Source organism: Nonomuraea sp. NPDC050680 (assembly GCF_040654555.1).
Classification (GTDB): Bacteria; Actinomycetota; Actinomycetes; order Streptosporangiales; family Streptosporangiaceae; genus Nonomuraea.
Genome location: NZ_JBFAIF010000005.1, coordinates 450,050 through 465,604 on the forward strand (window position 1 = coordinate 450,050; position 15,555 = coordinate 465,604).

Here is a 15,555-nt window from a genome sequence, read left to right on the forward strand (position 1 = left end):
CATCGGCCACCTGGGCCGGCTCCCGCTATCGTTGCCAGCAACACCCAGTTAATCGTATTCAACCGATTAATTTCCGACAAAGGGTAGACGTCGCATTCGGTGTGAATACTGGAGGAGGTGACACATTGCTGGAGGCAATCGATCTTGTCAAGTGTTATGGCCCGGTCAGAGCCCTCGACGAGTTCAGCCTGAGCGTGGCCGCGGGCGAGATCGTCGGGCTCGTGGGGCACAACGGCGCGGGCAAGACGACCTTCGTGGAGATCGTGTCGTACCTGACCCGTCCGGACGGCGGCCACGTCACCATCGACGGTAAGCCGCCGTCCGGCGTCAAAGGCCAGGTCGGCGTCGCACCGCAGCACATCGCGCTCTACCCGTCCGTCAGCGTCAGGGAGCATCTGGAGCTGTTCGGCAAGCTGGCCGGGCTGCGTGGCCAGGCGCTCACCACCGCCATCGACGACATCGTGGCCGCCCTGCGGCTGTCCGACTTCATCGACCGGCACGCGGCGGTCCTGTCCGGCGGCCAGCAGCGCAGGACCCAGGCGGCCACCGCGCTCATCCACCGGCCGGCGCTGCTGCTGCTCGACGAGCCGACGGCCGGCGCCGACCTGGAGACCAGGCAGGCGATGCTCGACGTGGTCAAGCAGCGCGCGGGCGAGGGCGCCGCCGTCGTCTACACCACCCACTACCTGCCCGAGCTCACCGAGCTCCAGGCCACGATCGCGGTCGTCAGGGACGGCCGGGTCATCGCCAGGGGCACCCACGAGGAGCTGGTTGACGGCCTGCCCGGCGAGGTGCAGCTCACCTTCGACAACGAAGAGGAGATCACGGTCTCGACGACCCACCCCGCCAACACCCTGATCGACCTGCTCAGCCGTGCCGACCGCCCGATCAGCACCGTCGACGTGCGCAACCCCTCCCTCGACGACCTCTACCGATCCCTGGCGGTCAGCAATGCTCCTTGACACCCCGCACACCCAGCACCGGGTCGAACCCCCGCCGCCCACCGGCCTGCTCGACAACCTGCGCGGCGCCGCGTACCGCATCGGCGCGCTGGCCAAGCACAACACGCTCATCCGGCTGCGCGACCCGGGCCAGATGATCAGCTACGTCGCCATGCCGATGGTGCTCATGCTGGTGCTCAAGCCGCTGTACGTCCGGGCCGTCGAAGGCGGCGCCACGCAGGTGGCGACCGGCCTGATGGTGATGTTCTCGGTGTTCGCGATCTCCATCGCGGGCAACGCGATCCTCGTCGAGCGCACCTGGCGCACCTGGGACCGCCTGCGCGCCAGCCGCGCCCCGGCGACCGAGCTGCTGCTCGGCAAGACCATCCCGATCTTCGTGGTGATGGTCGTGCAGCAGTCGATCCTGCTGGTGTACGGCTGCCTCGTCATCGGGCTGCCGATCCCGAGGGCCCCGCAGTACGTGGTCTTCGCGATCGCGATCTGGGCCTTCGCGCTGCTCTCGATCGGCGCGGCACTGGCCACGATCGTCCGCAGCCACGGGGAGCTCAGCGTGATCTCCGACGTCGGCGCCCTGACGCTCAGCTCGCTGGGCGGCGCCCTGGTGCCGTTGAGCATCATGCCCGAGTGGGCCCAGGTGGCCGCGCACATCTCGCCCGGCTACTGGGCCCTGACGATGATGCAGGCCGCGGTCCGCGGAGACGCGGCGGGCACCCTGGCACCGGCCGGGGTCCTGCTGGCGATCGGCCTCGTCGCCGGCACGTTCGCCGTCCGCAGGCTCACGCGCGGCTGGGGGCGCGGACACCTGCTCTGAAGAGCCGACCCGCGGCCAGGTGGCCGCGGGTCGCTCACCTTTCTGTCGGTAATTCAGTGACATGTAGTGAATTGAGGCATGTTGATGGATCAGCAGCATTCACCCGGCGACTCGAAACACTCGGCGGACGAGTCGAATATCGCGATCATCGGCATGGCCGGCCGATTCCCCGGGGCGGACAACGTCGAAACGTTCTGGCGCAACATCAGCACCGGTGTGGAATCGTTCACCCGATTCTCCGACCAGGAGCTGATCGACGCGGGGGTCAGTCCGGCGACCTTCCAGCAGCCGAACTATGTCAGGAGCCGGCCGATCCTCGAGGACATCCGGGGATTCGACGCCGGATTCTTTGGTTACAACCCGCGTGAGGCGACCTTGGCCGATCCCCAGCAGCGGATCTTCCTTGAGGTCGCTTGGGAGGTCCTCGAAGCCGCCGGGTACGGCTCGCCCGACGCGCGGGGCAGCGTGGGCGTGTTCGCGGGCACCAACATCAGCGGCTACCTGCTCACCCGGCTGAGGGCGTTCGAGATGGGCATCGACCCGTCCGCCCTGATGATCGGCAACGACAAGGACGCGCTCACCACGAACGTCTCCTTCCGCCTCAACCTCTCTGGCCCGAGCGTGGCCGTGCAGACGTTCTGCTCGACCTCCCTCGTCGCCGTGCACCTGGCGAGCGACGCGCTGCGCCGGGGCGACTGCGAGATCGCGCTGGCCGGCGGCGTGTCCGTACGCATCCCCGACCGGGTCGGGTACCTGTGGGAGGAGGGCGGCCAGGAGTCGCCCGACGGCCATGTGCGTACGTTCGACGCCGAGGGCAAGGGCAGCATGTTCGGCGACGGGGCCGCCGTGGTCGCGCTCAAGCGCCTCGACCGCGCGATCGCCGACCGCGACACCGTGCTCGCCGTCATCCGCGCCTCCGCGATCAACAACGACGGCGCGCTCAAGTTCAGCTATCTCGCGCCCAGCATCGACGGGCAGCGCAGGTGCGTCAGCAGGGCGATCGAGCGGGCCGGGGTCGACCCGTCGGAGATCTCGTACGTCGAGGCGCACGGCACCGCGACCGAGGTGGGCGACCCGATGGAGGTGGCCGCCCTGACCAGCGCCTTCGGGCCCACCAAGGACAAGCAGTACTGCCTGCTCGGCTCGATCAAGCCGAACGTCGGCCACCTCGACCGGGCCTCCGGCGTCACCGGGCTCATCAAGGTCGTCCAGTCCCTGCGCAACGAGCGCATCCCGGGCACCCTGCACTACACCTCCCCGAACCGGGAGATCGACTTCGACAGCAGCCCGTTCCGCGTCACCTCCGAGGTCACCCCTTGGCCGCGTGACGACGACCGGCCCCGGATCGCGGGCATCAGCTCGCTCGGCATGGGCGGCACCAACGCGCACGCCATCATCACCGAGGCCCCGCGCCCCGAGCGGCGCCCCGAGCGGTCTCGCCGCTGGCAGGTGCTGCCGCTGTCGGCCCGCTCCGAGTCGGCCGCCGAGAACGCCTGCGTCCGGCTCGCCGACCGGCTGGAGATCGACTCCGACCTCGAGCTCGGCGACGTCGCCTACACGCTGCAGGTCGGCCGCAAGGTCTTCAACCACCGCAGGGTCGTCGTGGCCGACTCGACCGGCCGCGCCGCCACTCTGCTGGCCGACCCGGCCGGGCGGCTGGGCCGTAACGACGCGACCGTGGGCCGCCGGGTCGGCTTCCTGATCGCCGGGGTCGGCGAGCAGTACCCCGGCATGGTGGCCGCGCTCTACGCCGACGAGCCCGCCTTCCGCGACGACGTCGACGAGTGCCTGACCGTCCTCGGCCTCACCGAGGCCGCGCAGCTGTCCGACGTCTTCGTGGCCGCCGAGCGCCAGGACACGGGCGGCGACCTGGCCCGGCTCCTGGGCCGGACCGGCGATGCGGCGCCACGCTCCACGGTGGAGGCGCACCTGATCCAGCCCGCCGTCTTCGTGGCGGAGTACGCGCTGGCCCGCCAGCTCATCCGCTGGGGCATCGCCCCCGAGATCATGGTCGGCTACAGCCTCGGCGAGTACGTGGCCGCCTGCCTGTCCGGCGTCCTCTCGCTCCCCGACGCGCTGCGGCTGGTCGCCTACCGGGCCAAGCTGATCACCTCGCAGCCCGAGGGCGCCATGCTCGCGGTGGCCGCCGACGAGCGGCGGCTGCGCGCGGTGCTCGGCGACCTGCTGACCCGCGACCTGGACGTGGCGGTGCGCACCGGCTCACAGCTCGTCCTGGCCGGGCCCGTAGCAGCGGTCGAGGCGGCCGGCGCGCTGCTGGTGGAGGCGAAGATCGGCTGCCGCCGCCTGGACACCACGCACGCCTTCCACTCCCGGATGCTGGAGCCGGTGGCCGCCGAGCTGACCGCCTGGATCAGCGACAACGTCACCCTGCACCCCCCGGTCATCCCGTACGTCAGCAACGTCACCGGCCGCCTGGCCACCGCGGACGTCGTCACCGACCCCGGTTACTGGTCCCGGCACATGTGCGAGACCGTGGAGTTCGGCGCCGGGCTCGCGCACGTGCTCGGCACAGGCGACCTCACCCTGGTGGAGATCGGCCCCGGCCAGTCGCTCGGCGCGCTCACCCGCGGCCACCCGGAGTGCGACCGCGCCCAGTGGCCGCTGATCGTCACCACGCTGCCCGCCGCGAACGACCGCCTCGACACCCACGCCGCCACCGCCACGGCCGTCGGCAAGCTCTGGCTGGCCGGCGTCTCCGTCGACTGGGCGGCGCTGCACGCCGGCTGGGCGCCGGGCCGGATCCCGCTGCCGACCTACCCCTTCGAGCACCAGGACTACTGGCTGGAGATCGACCAGACCGCGGCGAGCACCGGCGCGCCCGCGATCGACGACAGCGACCCCACCAGCATCCTGAACGCCCTGCCCCGGCTGCCCGACGAGCGCTGGATCAACGTGCCGACCTGGCGGCAGACCGCGCCGCGCCCGGCACGCGAGGAGGAGGCGGGCCGCTGGCTGGTCTACACCGACGCGGGCCGGGCCGACACGCTGGCCGACACGCTGCGCGCCCACCTGGAGGCGGCGGGGCACCAGGTGGTGCTGATCCGTCCCGGCGAGCGGTTCGCCGACGAGGCCGACGGCCTGGTGATCCGGCCCGGCTCGCCGGAGGACGCCGTCAGCGCGCTGCGGGCCCTGGCCGAGCGGGACTTCCAGCCCGAGCGCGTGGTACACCTGTGGACCGCCGAGGAGAGCCCCGACTCGACCGACGAGTGCCTGCGGCGCGGCCTGCACACCCTGGTCGCGCTCGCGCGGGCCGCGGGCGACATGGGGATCACGCGGTGGTCGCTCGACATCGTCACCGTCGGCGGCCAGCGGGTGCTCCCCGGCGACCGGGTCATCCCGGAGCGCGGCACCCTGCTCGGCCCGACCCGCCTGATCCCGGTCGAGTACCCGCGGGTCCGCACCCGCCTGATCGACATCGACACGGTGTCGTCGCCGCGCGACCTCCTCACCGAGCTGCGCGCCGAACCCGCCGACCAGGTCGTGGGGCTGCGCGGTGGCCGGCGCTGGGTCCCGGAGTACGAGGTGCTCGACGCCTCGTGCATCGACCAGGACGCCCCCAAGGCCCAGGTACGCCGGGGCGGCACCTACCTCGTGACCGGCGGCCTCGGCGGCATCGGCCTGGCCATGGCCGAACGGCTCGCCGAGCACTACCAGGCCCGCCTGGTCCTGATGGGCCGCACCCCCGTGCCGCCCAAGGACCAGTGGGGCCCCATCCTGGCCTCGGAGCGCACCGCCGACGAGGTACGCAGGCGGATCGAGGGGCTGCGGCGGCTGGAGGCCGCGGGCATCGAGGTCATCACCGTCGCCGGTGACGTCTCCCAGCCCGATGACGTACGGCGGGCGGTCGGCGCGGCGATCGAGACGTTCGGCGAGCTCAACGGCGTGCTGCACTGCGCCGGGGTGCCGGCCGTCGGCCTGATGCAGTTCAAGACGGCCGCCGACATCCAGCGGACGCTGGCGCCGAAGGTGGCCGGCACGCTGGCCATCGGCGAGGCGCTGCGCGACGTGCCGGTCGACTTCGTCGCTCTGTTCTCCTCGACCACATCGGCTACCGGCGGCGGCGCCGGCCAGGTCGATTACTGCGCGGCCAACGCCTTCCTCGACGCGTACGCGCTCAGCGACCCGCTGCCCGGCGTGACCGTGACGGCGATCGACTGGTGCGAGTGGACCTGGAACGGCTGGACCGACGGCCTGGAGAACTACGACGAGGGCTCCAAGCACTACTTCACCTGGTACCGGGAGAACTTCGGCATCACCTTCGACCAGGGCTACGAGACGCTGCTGCGGGTGCTGGCCAGCGGCGAGGCCCACGTGATCACCTCGACGCAGGACTTCGCCCCGCTGGTCGCGATGAGCCGCCGCTCGTCGATCGAGAGCCACCAGGCCACGGTGAAGAAGATCCGCGATGCCTTCGGCCGCCACCCGCGGCCCGAGCTGTCGACCGCCTACGTCGAGCCGCAGTCACCGGCCGAGGGGGCCATCACCGCGGTCTGGGCGGAGGCGCTCGGTCTGGAACAGGTCGGCATCCACGACAACTTCTTCGAGCTCGGCGGCAACTCGCTGCTCGGCATGGAGATCATCGCCGAGGTCCGCAAGGCCCTCGAACTGTCCTACCTGCCCCCGCACATCCTCTACCAGTCGCCCACGGTCGCCTCGCTCGCCGAAGCCGCGACCTCGGGGGGCGAGCAGGACCAGCAGACCCTCGGGGCCCTTGACCAGCGGCGGTCCCGCATCGAACAACGACGCAACATGCTCCGCGGGAAGGCGGCATCATGACGGACACTGAGACGGATTACGACTCGGCGGTCGCCCTGATCGGGATGTCCGGTCGCTTTCCGGGGGCGAGCAGCGTCGGCGAGCTGTGGCGCAACGTGCTCGCCGGGATCAAGGGGCTGCGCGAGATCACCGACGAGGAGCTGGCCGAGTCGGGCGTCGAGCCGGGCAAGGTGGCCGACCCGCGCTACGTCCGCGTCGGCGGCCCGATCGACGGCCTCGACCAGTTCGACGCCACGGTCTTCGGGATCAACCCGCGCGAGGCCGAGACGATGGACCCCCAGCACAAGCTGTTCCTCGAATGCTCGTGGGAGGCGCTGGAGAGCGCCGGCTACTGCCCGACCGACACCCCGGGACAGGTCGCCGTCTTCGCCGGCTGCGGCTTCCCCGACTACATCGTCCAGAACATCCAGCACCTCGCCGGCCAGCCGGGCGGCGCGCTGCTCATGGCCACCGGCAACGAGCGCGACTCGCTGGCCTCGACCGTCTCCTACAAGCTCGGGCTGCGCGGCCCGGCCGTCACCGTGCAGACCTTCTGCTCCACCTCGCTGGTGTCGGTGCACCTGGCCTGCCAGAGCCTGCTGACGTACGAGTGCGACATCGCCCTGGCGGGCGGCGCGTTCACGCCCCTCCCCCAGCCCGCCGGTTACCTGTACGAGCAGGGCGGGATCATGTCGCCCGACGGCCGGGTGCGCAGCTTCGACGCCGAGGCGGGCGGCACGGTCATGGGCAGCGGCGTCGGCACGGTGGCGCTCAAGCGCATGTCCGACGCGCTCAAGGACGGCGACGTCATCCACGCGGTCATCCTCGGCTCGGCGGCCAACAACGACGGCCGCACACGCGCCGGCTACACCGCGCCCGGCGTCGACGGGCAGGCCGAGGTCATCGAGTCCGCGCTGGGCGTGGCCGGGGTCAAGTCCGACACCGTCGGCTACGTCGAGTGCCACGCGACCGGCACCATGCTGGGCGACTCGATCGAGCTGGCCGCGATGAACCGGGTGTTCGCCCAGCCCCGCGAGACGCCGTGCGTGCTGGGCTCGCTCAAGCCCAGCATCGGTCACCTCGACCGCGCCTCCGGCGTCACCGGGCTGATGCGCGCCGCGCTCACCCTCAAGCACGAACTGCTGCCCGGCACCCCGCACTACGAGACGCCCAACCCGGCGCTGGCGACGGCGCGGGACCGGTTCACGGTGCTCACCGAGCATCGGGCCTGGCCCGCGGGGCCGCACCCGCGACGGGCCGGGGTCAGCTCGTTCGGGCTCGGCGGCACCAACGCGCACGTGGTGCTGGAGCAGGCGCCGGTACGGCCGGCGCGGCCGGCCCGGCCAGGACCGCACCTGCTGACGTTCTCGGCCGCCGACGGGCAGGCGCTGTCCGACCTCACCGGTCTGCTGCGGGAGCACCTCTCCGGCGACCTCGCCGACGATCTGGCGGATGTGGCCTACACGCTCCAGGTGTCGCGCGGCGGCTTCGCGACACGGCGCGCGATCGTGGTCCGGGACCGGGAGGACGCGGTCGCGGCGCTGGGCGACCCGGCGCGCTGGATCGACGCCAAGACGCAGCGCCGCAACCCCAAGGTCCGGCTGGTCACGCCCGGCGGCGACGTACCGGCCGCCTGGTGGGCGGACCTGCGGGCGGCGGCTGGCCGGCTGACCCGCCCCGGCACCGCCGGCGCTCACGTCTCTCCCGGTGCCGCCGGCGCCACCGGTACCCTCGGCGCCACCGCCTCCCCCGAGGACGCGGTCGCGGCGCTCGCCGAGGCGCTCACCGCGCTCAGCGTCCGCCTTTTCCACGACGGGACCGACACGTCCGGCGTCGAGGAGGTCGCCGTGGCCCCCGCCGACGGCGAGAGCGCCGCCGAGTGGCTCCTGGCCACTCTGGGCAGGCTGTGGCAGGCAGGCAGCGCCATCGACTGGGCGGTGCTGCACCAGGGCGCGGGCCTGCGGGTCGAGCTGCCCACCTATCCCTGGCAGAAGCGGCGGTTCTGGGTCAAGGCCAACCCGAGCATGATGGCCGCGCCCCCGAGCACCGGCAAGACGTTCGACCGCTCGAAGTGGACGCACCTGCCGACGTGGCGGCAGCGGCCCCTGACCCTCAACGGCCTGGACGAGCAGCTCAGGCTGGCCGGTCCCTGGCTGGTCTTCACCGACGACGCCCGGGGCGAGGCCCTGGTCGAGCGGCTGACCGAGGCGGGCGCCGAGGTGACCGCGGTGCGCCGGGGCGACCGGTTCGACGAGGACGACACCGGACATTTCACGATTCGCCCCGATAAGGCGGACGATATGGCCGAGGTGCTCTACTCGCTCGTGGTCAACCCGCGCTCGATCATTCACGCCTTCAGCCTGTCCGCCCCCGAGCCGGGGCCGGACCCGGTCGCCCACTTCGACGCCGAGCAGAGCCGCGGCTTCTACTCCGCCCTCGCGCTGGCCCGCGAACTCGTCGACAACACCGGCTCCGCGCCGCGCGCCGAGCTGGTCCTACTGACGTCGGGAGCGGTGGGCGTGGTCGGCTCGGACCTGCGCCACCCCGAGCACGCCACGCTCGCGGCGCTGGCGCCGAGCCTGCAGCAGGAGAACCCGCGCCTGCGCTGCCGGCACATCGACGTCGGGTCCGACATCGCTCCCGAGCAGCTCGCCACGCAGATCCTGGCCGCCTCCGTCGCCCCGCACGAGGGGCCGGTCGCGGTGCGCTCGGGCGAGACGTGGCTGCGGCAGTACGAGCAGTACCCCATCGAGGAGCCCGGCCCGGAGGAGCGGCCGTTCCGCGACGGCGACACCGTGCTGATCACCGGCGGTCTCGGCGACGTCGGCCTCGTGCTCTCCCGCCACCTGGCCGCCCGGTACGGCTGCCGCCTGGTGCTCACCGCCCGCGCCCCGCTGCCGCCCCGCGCGGAGTGGGACGCCTTCCTGGCCTCGGTACCGCAGGGCGGGGAGCGTACGGCCCGGCACCTCCGCAACATCCGCGACCTGGAGGAGCGCGGCGCCACCGTGCTCGCCCTGTCGGCCGACGTGGCCGACGAGGCCGGAATGCGGGCGGTCGTCGAGGCGGCGGTCGAGCGCTTCGGCGGCATCGACGTGGCCGTGCACGGCGCGGGCGTCCAGGACGGCGGCTACTTCAACTTCGCCCACCTCATGGACCGCGGCCAGTGCGACGCGCACCTGGCCGCCAAGGTCAAGGGCTTCCACGTGCTGGAGGCCGTACTGGGAGAGCAGGCCCGCGACCGGCGCGTCACGTTGTCGTCGATCGCGGCGGTGCTCGGCGGGATGACGCTGGCGCCGTACGCGTCGGCGAACGCGGCACTGGACGCCTACATCCGCGTGGCCCGGCTGGGCGGCGGCCGGTGGGTCACCGTCGACTGGGACACCTGGAACATCGACCCGGACCGGCTCGAAGGCCACAGCGGCGCGGTGATCGACTACGCGATGACGCCCGCGGAGGGCGTGGACGTGTTCGAGCGGGCGCTGTCGGCCGCCGACCGCGTCGGGCACCTGGTCATCTCGACCGGCTCGCTGGAGGCACGCATCGCGCAGTGGGTCACCGGCGACATCCATGACGCCGGCGACGACGATCTCGACGACGACCGCGAGCGCCACCCGCGCCCGGACCTGAGCACCCCGTACGTCGAGCCGAACGAGGGCACCGAGGCCACGCTGTCCGGCATCTGGTCGAGAGTGCTGGGCATCGACCCGATCGGCGCCACGGACAACTTCTTCGAGCTCGGCGGCCACTCGCTGCTCGCGATCGAGCTGACCACGCGGATCCGCAAGGCCCTGAACGCCTCGGTGCCGGTCACCGGGCTGCTGGAGTGCCCGACGGTCCGCCAGCTGGCCGCTCTGCTGGACTCAAGGGAGGACGTGTGAAGCAGCCCGAGTATCTCCGCAAGATCCAGAGCTTCGCCCGGCGCGAGCTGCTCGACAAGGACGCCTACCTGGACTCGCCGGCCGACGCGCCGATGCCGCTCTACCAGCGCTTCGCCGACACCGGCCTGGCGAACTGGTGGCTGCCCAAGGAGTCGGGCGGGCTCGGGCTGGGCCTGGAGGAGAGCGTCCGCATCGTCTCCGAGCTGGCCTACGCCGACGCGGGGGTGGCGTTCACGCTGTTCATCCCGGTGCTCACGACGAGCATGGTCCAGTGGTACGGCTCCGCCGAGCTCCGGGAGCGCCACCTGGGCCGCATGTCGGCGGAGAACGGGTTCTGCGCGACGCTCGGCAGCGAGCACGCGGCGGGCAGCGAGCTGGCCCGGATCTCCACCACGGCGACCCGCGACGGCGACGAGATCGTGCTCAACGGCCAGAAGGCGTTCTCCACCAACACCGACTTCGCGCAGTTCATCGTGGTGATCGCGCGGGCCCAGGACGACCCGGCCGGCTACCTCGCGGTCCTGGTGCCGCGCGACACGCCCGGCCTCCGCGTGGACAAGCGCTGGGACGTCATCGGGCTGCGCTCGTCGGCGACCTACCAGGTCTCGCTCACCGACTGCCGGGTGCCCGCGGCCAACGTGCTGCGCGGCAACGGTCTGCGGCTGCTGGAGGTCGGGCTGAACGCCAGCCGCATCCTCATCGCCACGACCGCGCTCGGCATCGCCCGCCGGGTGCGCGACGTGTGCATGGAGTACGGCAAGTCCAAGTCGGTGAAGGGCTCGCCGCTGGCCAACAACGCGGTTTTCGCCGGCCGCCTGGGCCAGTTCGAAATGCAGATCGACGTGATGGCGAACCAGTGCCTGGCCGCGGCTCGCGCGTACGACGCGGTCGCGGCCCGGCCGGACGCCGGCGAGGAGTTCCTGCGCGTCGGGACGCTCAAGTCGGCGCTGACCGCGAAGATGTTCTGCGGCCAGACGGGGTGGCAGATCGCGTCCACGGCCTCGGAGATGTTCGGCGGGCTCGGCTACACGCACGACTCGGTCATCGGCAAGCTGCTGCGGGACGTGCGCTACGTGTCGATCGTCGAGGGCGGAGACGACGTACTGCGCGACCTGGTGTTCAGCCGGTACGTGGTGCCGGTGTCGAAGCGGTCATGAAGCGGCCGCGGCGGTGACGACCGCCGCGGCGTAGCCCGGCGCGACGTCGAGCCAGCGGACAGGCAGGGCGGCGCCGGGCGGCGAGGGAGGAGAGAGCACGGCCCCATGGGTCGTGCTCTCTTCGTGTACCAGGACGCCTCGGAGTCCGGCCAGGCCCACTCCGACGGCTTTGACGTACGCCTCCTTGGCCGTCCAGAGGCGGAAATATCCGGTACGGAGGTCGGAAGGGTCCGCCTCGCGCAGCCGGTCGACCTCCTCCGGCTGGTACATGCTGCCGGCCATCGCCAGGCAGTCGAGGTCCTCGCGGATCCGCTCGACGTCCACGCCGACCCTGGACCCCGGCGGCGCCACCGCCACCAGCGCCCACTCCTCGGAGTGGGACAGGTTGAAGTCGGGCGCTCCCCGGCCGCCGAGCAGGTTGAAGTCAGGCGTGTCTTGGCCGTGGGACAGGTTGAAACCGGGCGCGGTCCGGCCGTGGGGCAGGGCCAGGTACGGGCGGCCGCCGTTCTCCGCGCCGAAGGCCAGACGCGCGGCGCGCACGCCGCAGACCTCGCCGAGTATGGCGCGGAGCGCGGCGTGCGCGACCATGAACCGGTGCCGCTCCCGGGCCGAGCCGAGCCGTCGGGCCCGCTCGCGCTCGGCGTCGGAGAGCGACCGCCACCCGCCCGGCGCCAACGGCCGGTCGAGGTGGATCTTCCACACCCTGGGCTGCGTCATACCCACGCGCGCAGCGCCTCCGAGATGTGCTTGTAGGTCAGCTTCGCCTGCTCGAAGACGGCGAAGTGCCCGCCGACGTAGGTGTGCAGGTCGAACCGCCCGGTCGTCTGGTCCCGCCACGCGGCCACCAGCTCCCGGCCGGCCCTCGGGTCGCCGGTGCTCGGCAGCGCGGTGATCGGGACGTCCAGCGGGGGCTCGGGATAGTACGTGTAGGTCTCCTTGACGCTGAAGTCGGCCTGCATGGCGGGCAGGATCATCTCCAGCACGGACGGGTCGTTCAGCAGCCAGTCGGGGGTCCCGCCGAGCTTACGCAGCAGGTCCACCAGCTCGGGGCGGCTCATGCCGCGCACCGGCGGCCCGTCGTCGAACGGCCGGTGCGGCGCGACGCAGCCGGAGACGAACAGGTGCACCGGCTCGGGCCCGCCCCGGCGGCGGATCTCCCTCAGCAGTTCGAAGGAGACCAGCGCGCCCAGGCTGTGCCCATAGACGGCGTACCGGCGGCCTCCACTCACCTCGGCCAGGATGACATCGGCCAGATCGGACACCAACGGCGCCATCCGCTCGTACGGAGGCTCGCGCAGCCGGTTCTCCCGGCCGGCCGGCTGGACCGGCAGCACCGCCACACCCGGCAACCGGTGCTGCCACGCCCGGTAGGCGGAGGCCCCGCCCCCGGCGTGCGGCAGGCAGAACAGCGCGAGCGCGTCGGCCGCCGCGCCGGTCTGGGCCCGGAACGGCAGCCACCGCTGGACCGCGTCTTCGCTCGTCACATCATTGACGGTCATCGTGCCTCAATCCAGGATCTCTAGCCGCACGTACGGCGGAGGCGGCTGCACGTTCGTCAGATCGGCCTCCAGCACCACGTGGGCGCCGTTCCGCTCCACCTCCCTGAAACCCGCGAACGCGTAGGTGACCTGCATCATCCGGTTGCGTCCCGTCTCCACGAAGTCGGCCCGCACCGAGGCGCCGGCTTCCTTCGCCAGCCGCATGATGTGGTTGAGCATGACCATCCCGACACCGCGCGACATCACCCGGCACGACATCAGCATCATCCGGAGCCGCCAGACCGTCTCCTCCTTCTCCACCAGCGCGAGCCCGATCTTGCCGTAGCTGCCGAACCGGTCGGTCAGCGAGGCCACCAGCAGCAGGTGGTCCGGCGACTCGCGCAGCTCGTCGAGCTCCTCGTAGGAGTAGGTGCGCCCGGTCGAGTTGAGCTGGTTGGTGCGTACCGTCAGCTCCTCGGCCCGCTGCAGGTCCTCCCGCTGGGCGGGCGCGATGGTGAACGCCATCTTCAGCCCGGCCAGGAACTCCTCGTTGGTGCCGACGAACTCGCTCTCCAGCTCGTCCCTGGCGATCTGCCCCTGGTACATGCCGCGCCGCTGCGCCGACTCGTCGGTGACGAACCGGGGCGTGAACTCCGGCCGTACCAGCGCCTCGTCCACGTCGGCGACGTCGACGCAGGTCACCTCCGGCACCTCGTGCGCCACCTCGGCGCGCTCGAACTCCTGGTCGTCCACGAACGCGAACGCGTCGAGCCCGAGGTTGAGCGCCTTGGAGATCTGGCGGATCGAGTCGGACTTGGCGTTCCAGTTGATCCGCGGGTAGAGGAACAGGTCGTCGAGACCGAGTTCGCGCAGCTTGCCGAACGCCGCCTCGTGGTCGTTCTTGCTGGCCACCGAGTGCAGCACGCCCATGCGGTCCAGCCGCCTGATGTGCTCGACGACCGCCGGCCGTACCTTGACGTTCTCGTCCTCCAGCAGCACGCCGTCCCACAGCGTGTTGTCGAGGTCCCACACGACGCACTTGATGCGGCCCTGCTTGGGCTTCTCGTGGAGTACGGCCACACTCATGACGTCACCTCCCGGTCCGCCTGGCCGGCGATCGTGATCCGCTGGATCTCGTTGCTGCCCTCGATGATCTCCATGACTTTGGCGTCCCGGTAGAAGCGGGCCACGGGATAGTCGGGGCTGCAGCCGTTGGCGCCGTGGATCTGGACCGCCTCCGACGCGTGCCTGGCGGCCGCGGTGGACGCGAAGTACTTCGCCACCCAGGTCGCCATGATCGTGGAGGCCTCACCTGCGTCCTTGAGCCGCCCCGCCTCGGCCAGCAGCAGCCGGGCCGCCCGCGCGTCGGTGACCATGTCGGACAGCTTGGCCTGGATCAGCGGCAGGTCCCGCAGCACCGAGCCACCGACCGCGCGGGCCGAGGTGTAGGTCGCCGACGCCTCCAGGCACGCCTGGATGATGCCGACCGACCCGGCCGCCACGCTGTAACGACCGAGGTCGAGCGTGCCCGTGAGCACCATGCCCGCGGTGAACCCGCTCGGCCCGAGCAGCGCGTCGGCGTCGAGGCGGACGTCGTCGAACGTCACCTCCGCGAGCATCGACGCGCGGGTGCCCAGCATGTCGTCGATCGGGCGCACCCCGACCCCGGGACTCTCCCGAGGAACGAGGAACGCGCCGATGCTCGACGCGGTGCGGGCGAACACCAGGTACAGGTCCGCCCGCTGGCCGCCGGTGATCCACTTCTTGCCGCCGTTGAGCACCCAGCCCGTACCGGACTGGACGGCGGTCGTGGTGATGCCCGAGGTGTCGCTGCCCGCGCCGGGCTCCGACAGGCAGAACGCGCCCAGGACCGCGCCCTTGGCCAGGGCCGGGGTCCACTTCTGCCGCTGCGCCGCGCTACCCCACCGCTGCACCGCCCACGCCACCATGGTGTGGACCGTGAGCAGGCTGCGGACCGACGAGCAGCCGCGGCCCACCTCCTCGTGGACCTCGCCGAGGGTGACCAGGTCCATTCCGGCGCCGCCCACCTCCTCGGGCAGGAAGGGGGCCCACAGACCCGCCTCGGCCATCCGGTCCAGCAGTTCCTCGGGGATGTAGCCGGCCTGGTCGTACGCCTCGGCGTACGGAACGATGAAGGTGTCCACGAACGCGCGGGCGCTGGCCCGATCGGTGACCGGGAGCGTCTCCTGCGCGAGCGGCGCCTGGGTGACGATCGTCACGCGGCCAGCTCCTCCGACAGCCGGCCCACCAGCTCGGCCATCGAGCCGGCGGTCCGGAAGTTGTCGATGCGCAGCTCCTCGTTCGGGATGGTGACCGTGAAGGTCTTCTCCACGAACATCACCAGCTCCATCGCGAACAGCGAGTTGACGAAGCCCAGGGAGAAGATGTCCTGGTCCCCCGTGATCTCGGCCTGCGGGTAACGGCTGCGGACGAAAGCGAGGATCTGCGCCTCCGCGGTGTTCGACATTGCGG

At 71.7% G+C, this 15,555-nt stretch carries 10 protein-coding genes; 5 read left to right on the forward strand and 5 right to left on the reverse strand.

What is annotated here, in order from left to right; genetic code table 11:
• The first annotated feature begins 125 nt into the window (after positions 1 to 125).
• From AB0H88_RS22010 to AB0H88_RS22030, 5 genes are all read left to right on the forward strand, one after another.
• Positions 126 to 962, forward strand: coding sequence for an ABC transporter ATP-binding protein (locus AB0H88_RS22010; RefSeq protein WP_357647152.1), 837 nt, complete (start codon positions 126 to 128; stop codon positions 960 to 962).
• Positions 952 to 1,773 (forward strand): ABC transporter permease, encoded by an 822-nt coding sequence (locus AB0H88_RS22015; RefSeq protein ID WP_357647154.1) that lies wholly within the window; start codon positions 952 to 954, stop codon positions 1,771 to 1,773. Before AB0H88_RS22010 ends, AB0H88_RS22015 begins: the two co-directional genes overlap by 11 nt.
• Positions 1,774 to 1,857: 84 nt before the next feature.
• Positions 1,858 to 6,570, forward strand: coding sequence for an SDR family NAD(P)-dependent oxidoreductase (locus tag AB0H88_RS22020; protein WP_357647156.1), 4,713 nt, complete (start codon positions 1,858 to 1,860; stop codon positions 6,568 to 6,570).
• Positions 6,567 to 10,427 (forward strand): SDR family NAD(P)-dependent oxidoreductase, encoded by a 3,861-nt coding sequence (locus AB0H88_RS22025; RefSeq protein ID WP_357647159.1) that lies wholly within the window; start codon positions 6,567 to 6,569, stop codon positions 10,425 to 10,427. The genes AB0H88_RS22020 and AB0H88_RS22025 overlap by 4 nt, the downstream gene beginning before the upstream one ends.
• Positions 10,424 to 11,584, forward strand: coding sequence for an acyl-CoA dehydrogenase family protein (locus tag AB0H88_RS22030; RefSeq protein ID WP_357647160.1), 1,161 nt, complete (start codon positions 10,424 to 10,426; stop codon positions 11,582 to 11,584). Before AB0H88_RS22025 ends, AB0H88_RS22030 begins: the two co-directional genes overlap by 4 nt.
• On the opposite strand, the gene AB0H88_RS22035 is transcribed toward AB0H88_RS22030, so the two are convergent.
• From AB0H88_RS22035 to AB0H88_RS22055, 5 genes are read right to left on the reverse strand one after another with little or no spacing between them, the layout of a single operon-like run.
• Positions 11,579 to 12,301 (reverse strand): 4'-phosphopantetheinyl transferase superfamily protein, encoded by a 723-nt coding sequence (locus AB0H88_RS22035; RefSeq protein WP_357647162.1) that lies wholly within the window; start codon positions 12,299 to 12,301, stop codon positions 11,579 to 11,581. The two genes, AB0H88_RS22030 and AB0H88_RS22035, sit on opposite strands and share 6 nt — an antisense overlap.
• Positions 12,298 to 13,083: a thioesterase domain-containing protein gene (locus tag AB0H88_RS22040; protein WP_357647164.1), complete on the reverse strand. Its 786-nt coding sequence runs from the start codon at positions 13,081 to 13,083 to the stop codon at positions 12,298 to 12,300. Before AB0H88_RS22040 ends, AB0H88_RS22035 begins: the two co-directional genes overlap by 4 nt.
• 6 nt (positions 13,084 to 13,089) lie before the next feature.
• On the reverse strand, positions 13,090 to 14,148 hold the full coding sequence (locus AB0H88_RS22045) for an HAD-IIIC family phosphatase (RefSeq protein WP_357647166.1): 1,059 nt from the start codon (positions 14,146 to 14,148) through the stop codon (positions 13,090 to 13,092).
• A complete protein-coding gene (locus AB0H88_RS22050) occupies positions 14,145 to 15,302 on the reverse strand; it encodes an acyl-CoA dehydrogenase family protein (protein ID WP_357647168.1) in 1,158 nt (385 codons plus the stop codon). Before AB0H88_RS22050 ends, AB0H88_RS22045 begins: the two co-directional genes overlap by 4 nt.
• The gene (locus tag AB0H88_RS22055) at positions 15,299 to 15,550 is read right to left on the reverse strand and encodes an acyl carrier protein (RefSeq protein WP_357647170.1); all 252 of its coding nucleotides are present in this window, start codon (positions 15,548 to 15,550) and stop codon (positions 15,299 to 15,301) included. Before AB0H88_RS22055 ends, AB0H88_RS22050 begins: the two co-directional genes overlap by 4 nt.
• Positions 15,551 to 15,555 lie beyond the last annotated feature (5 nt).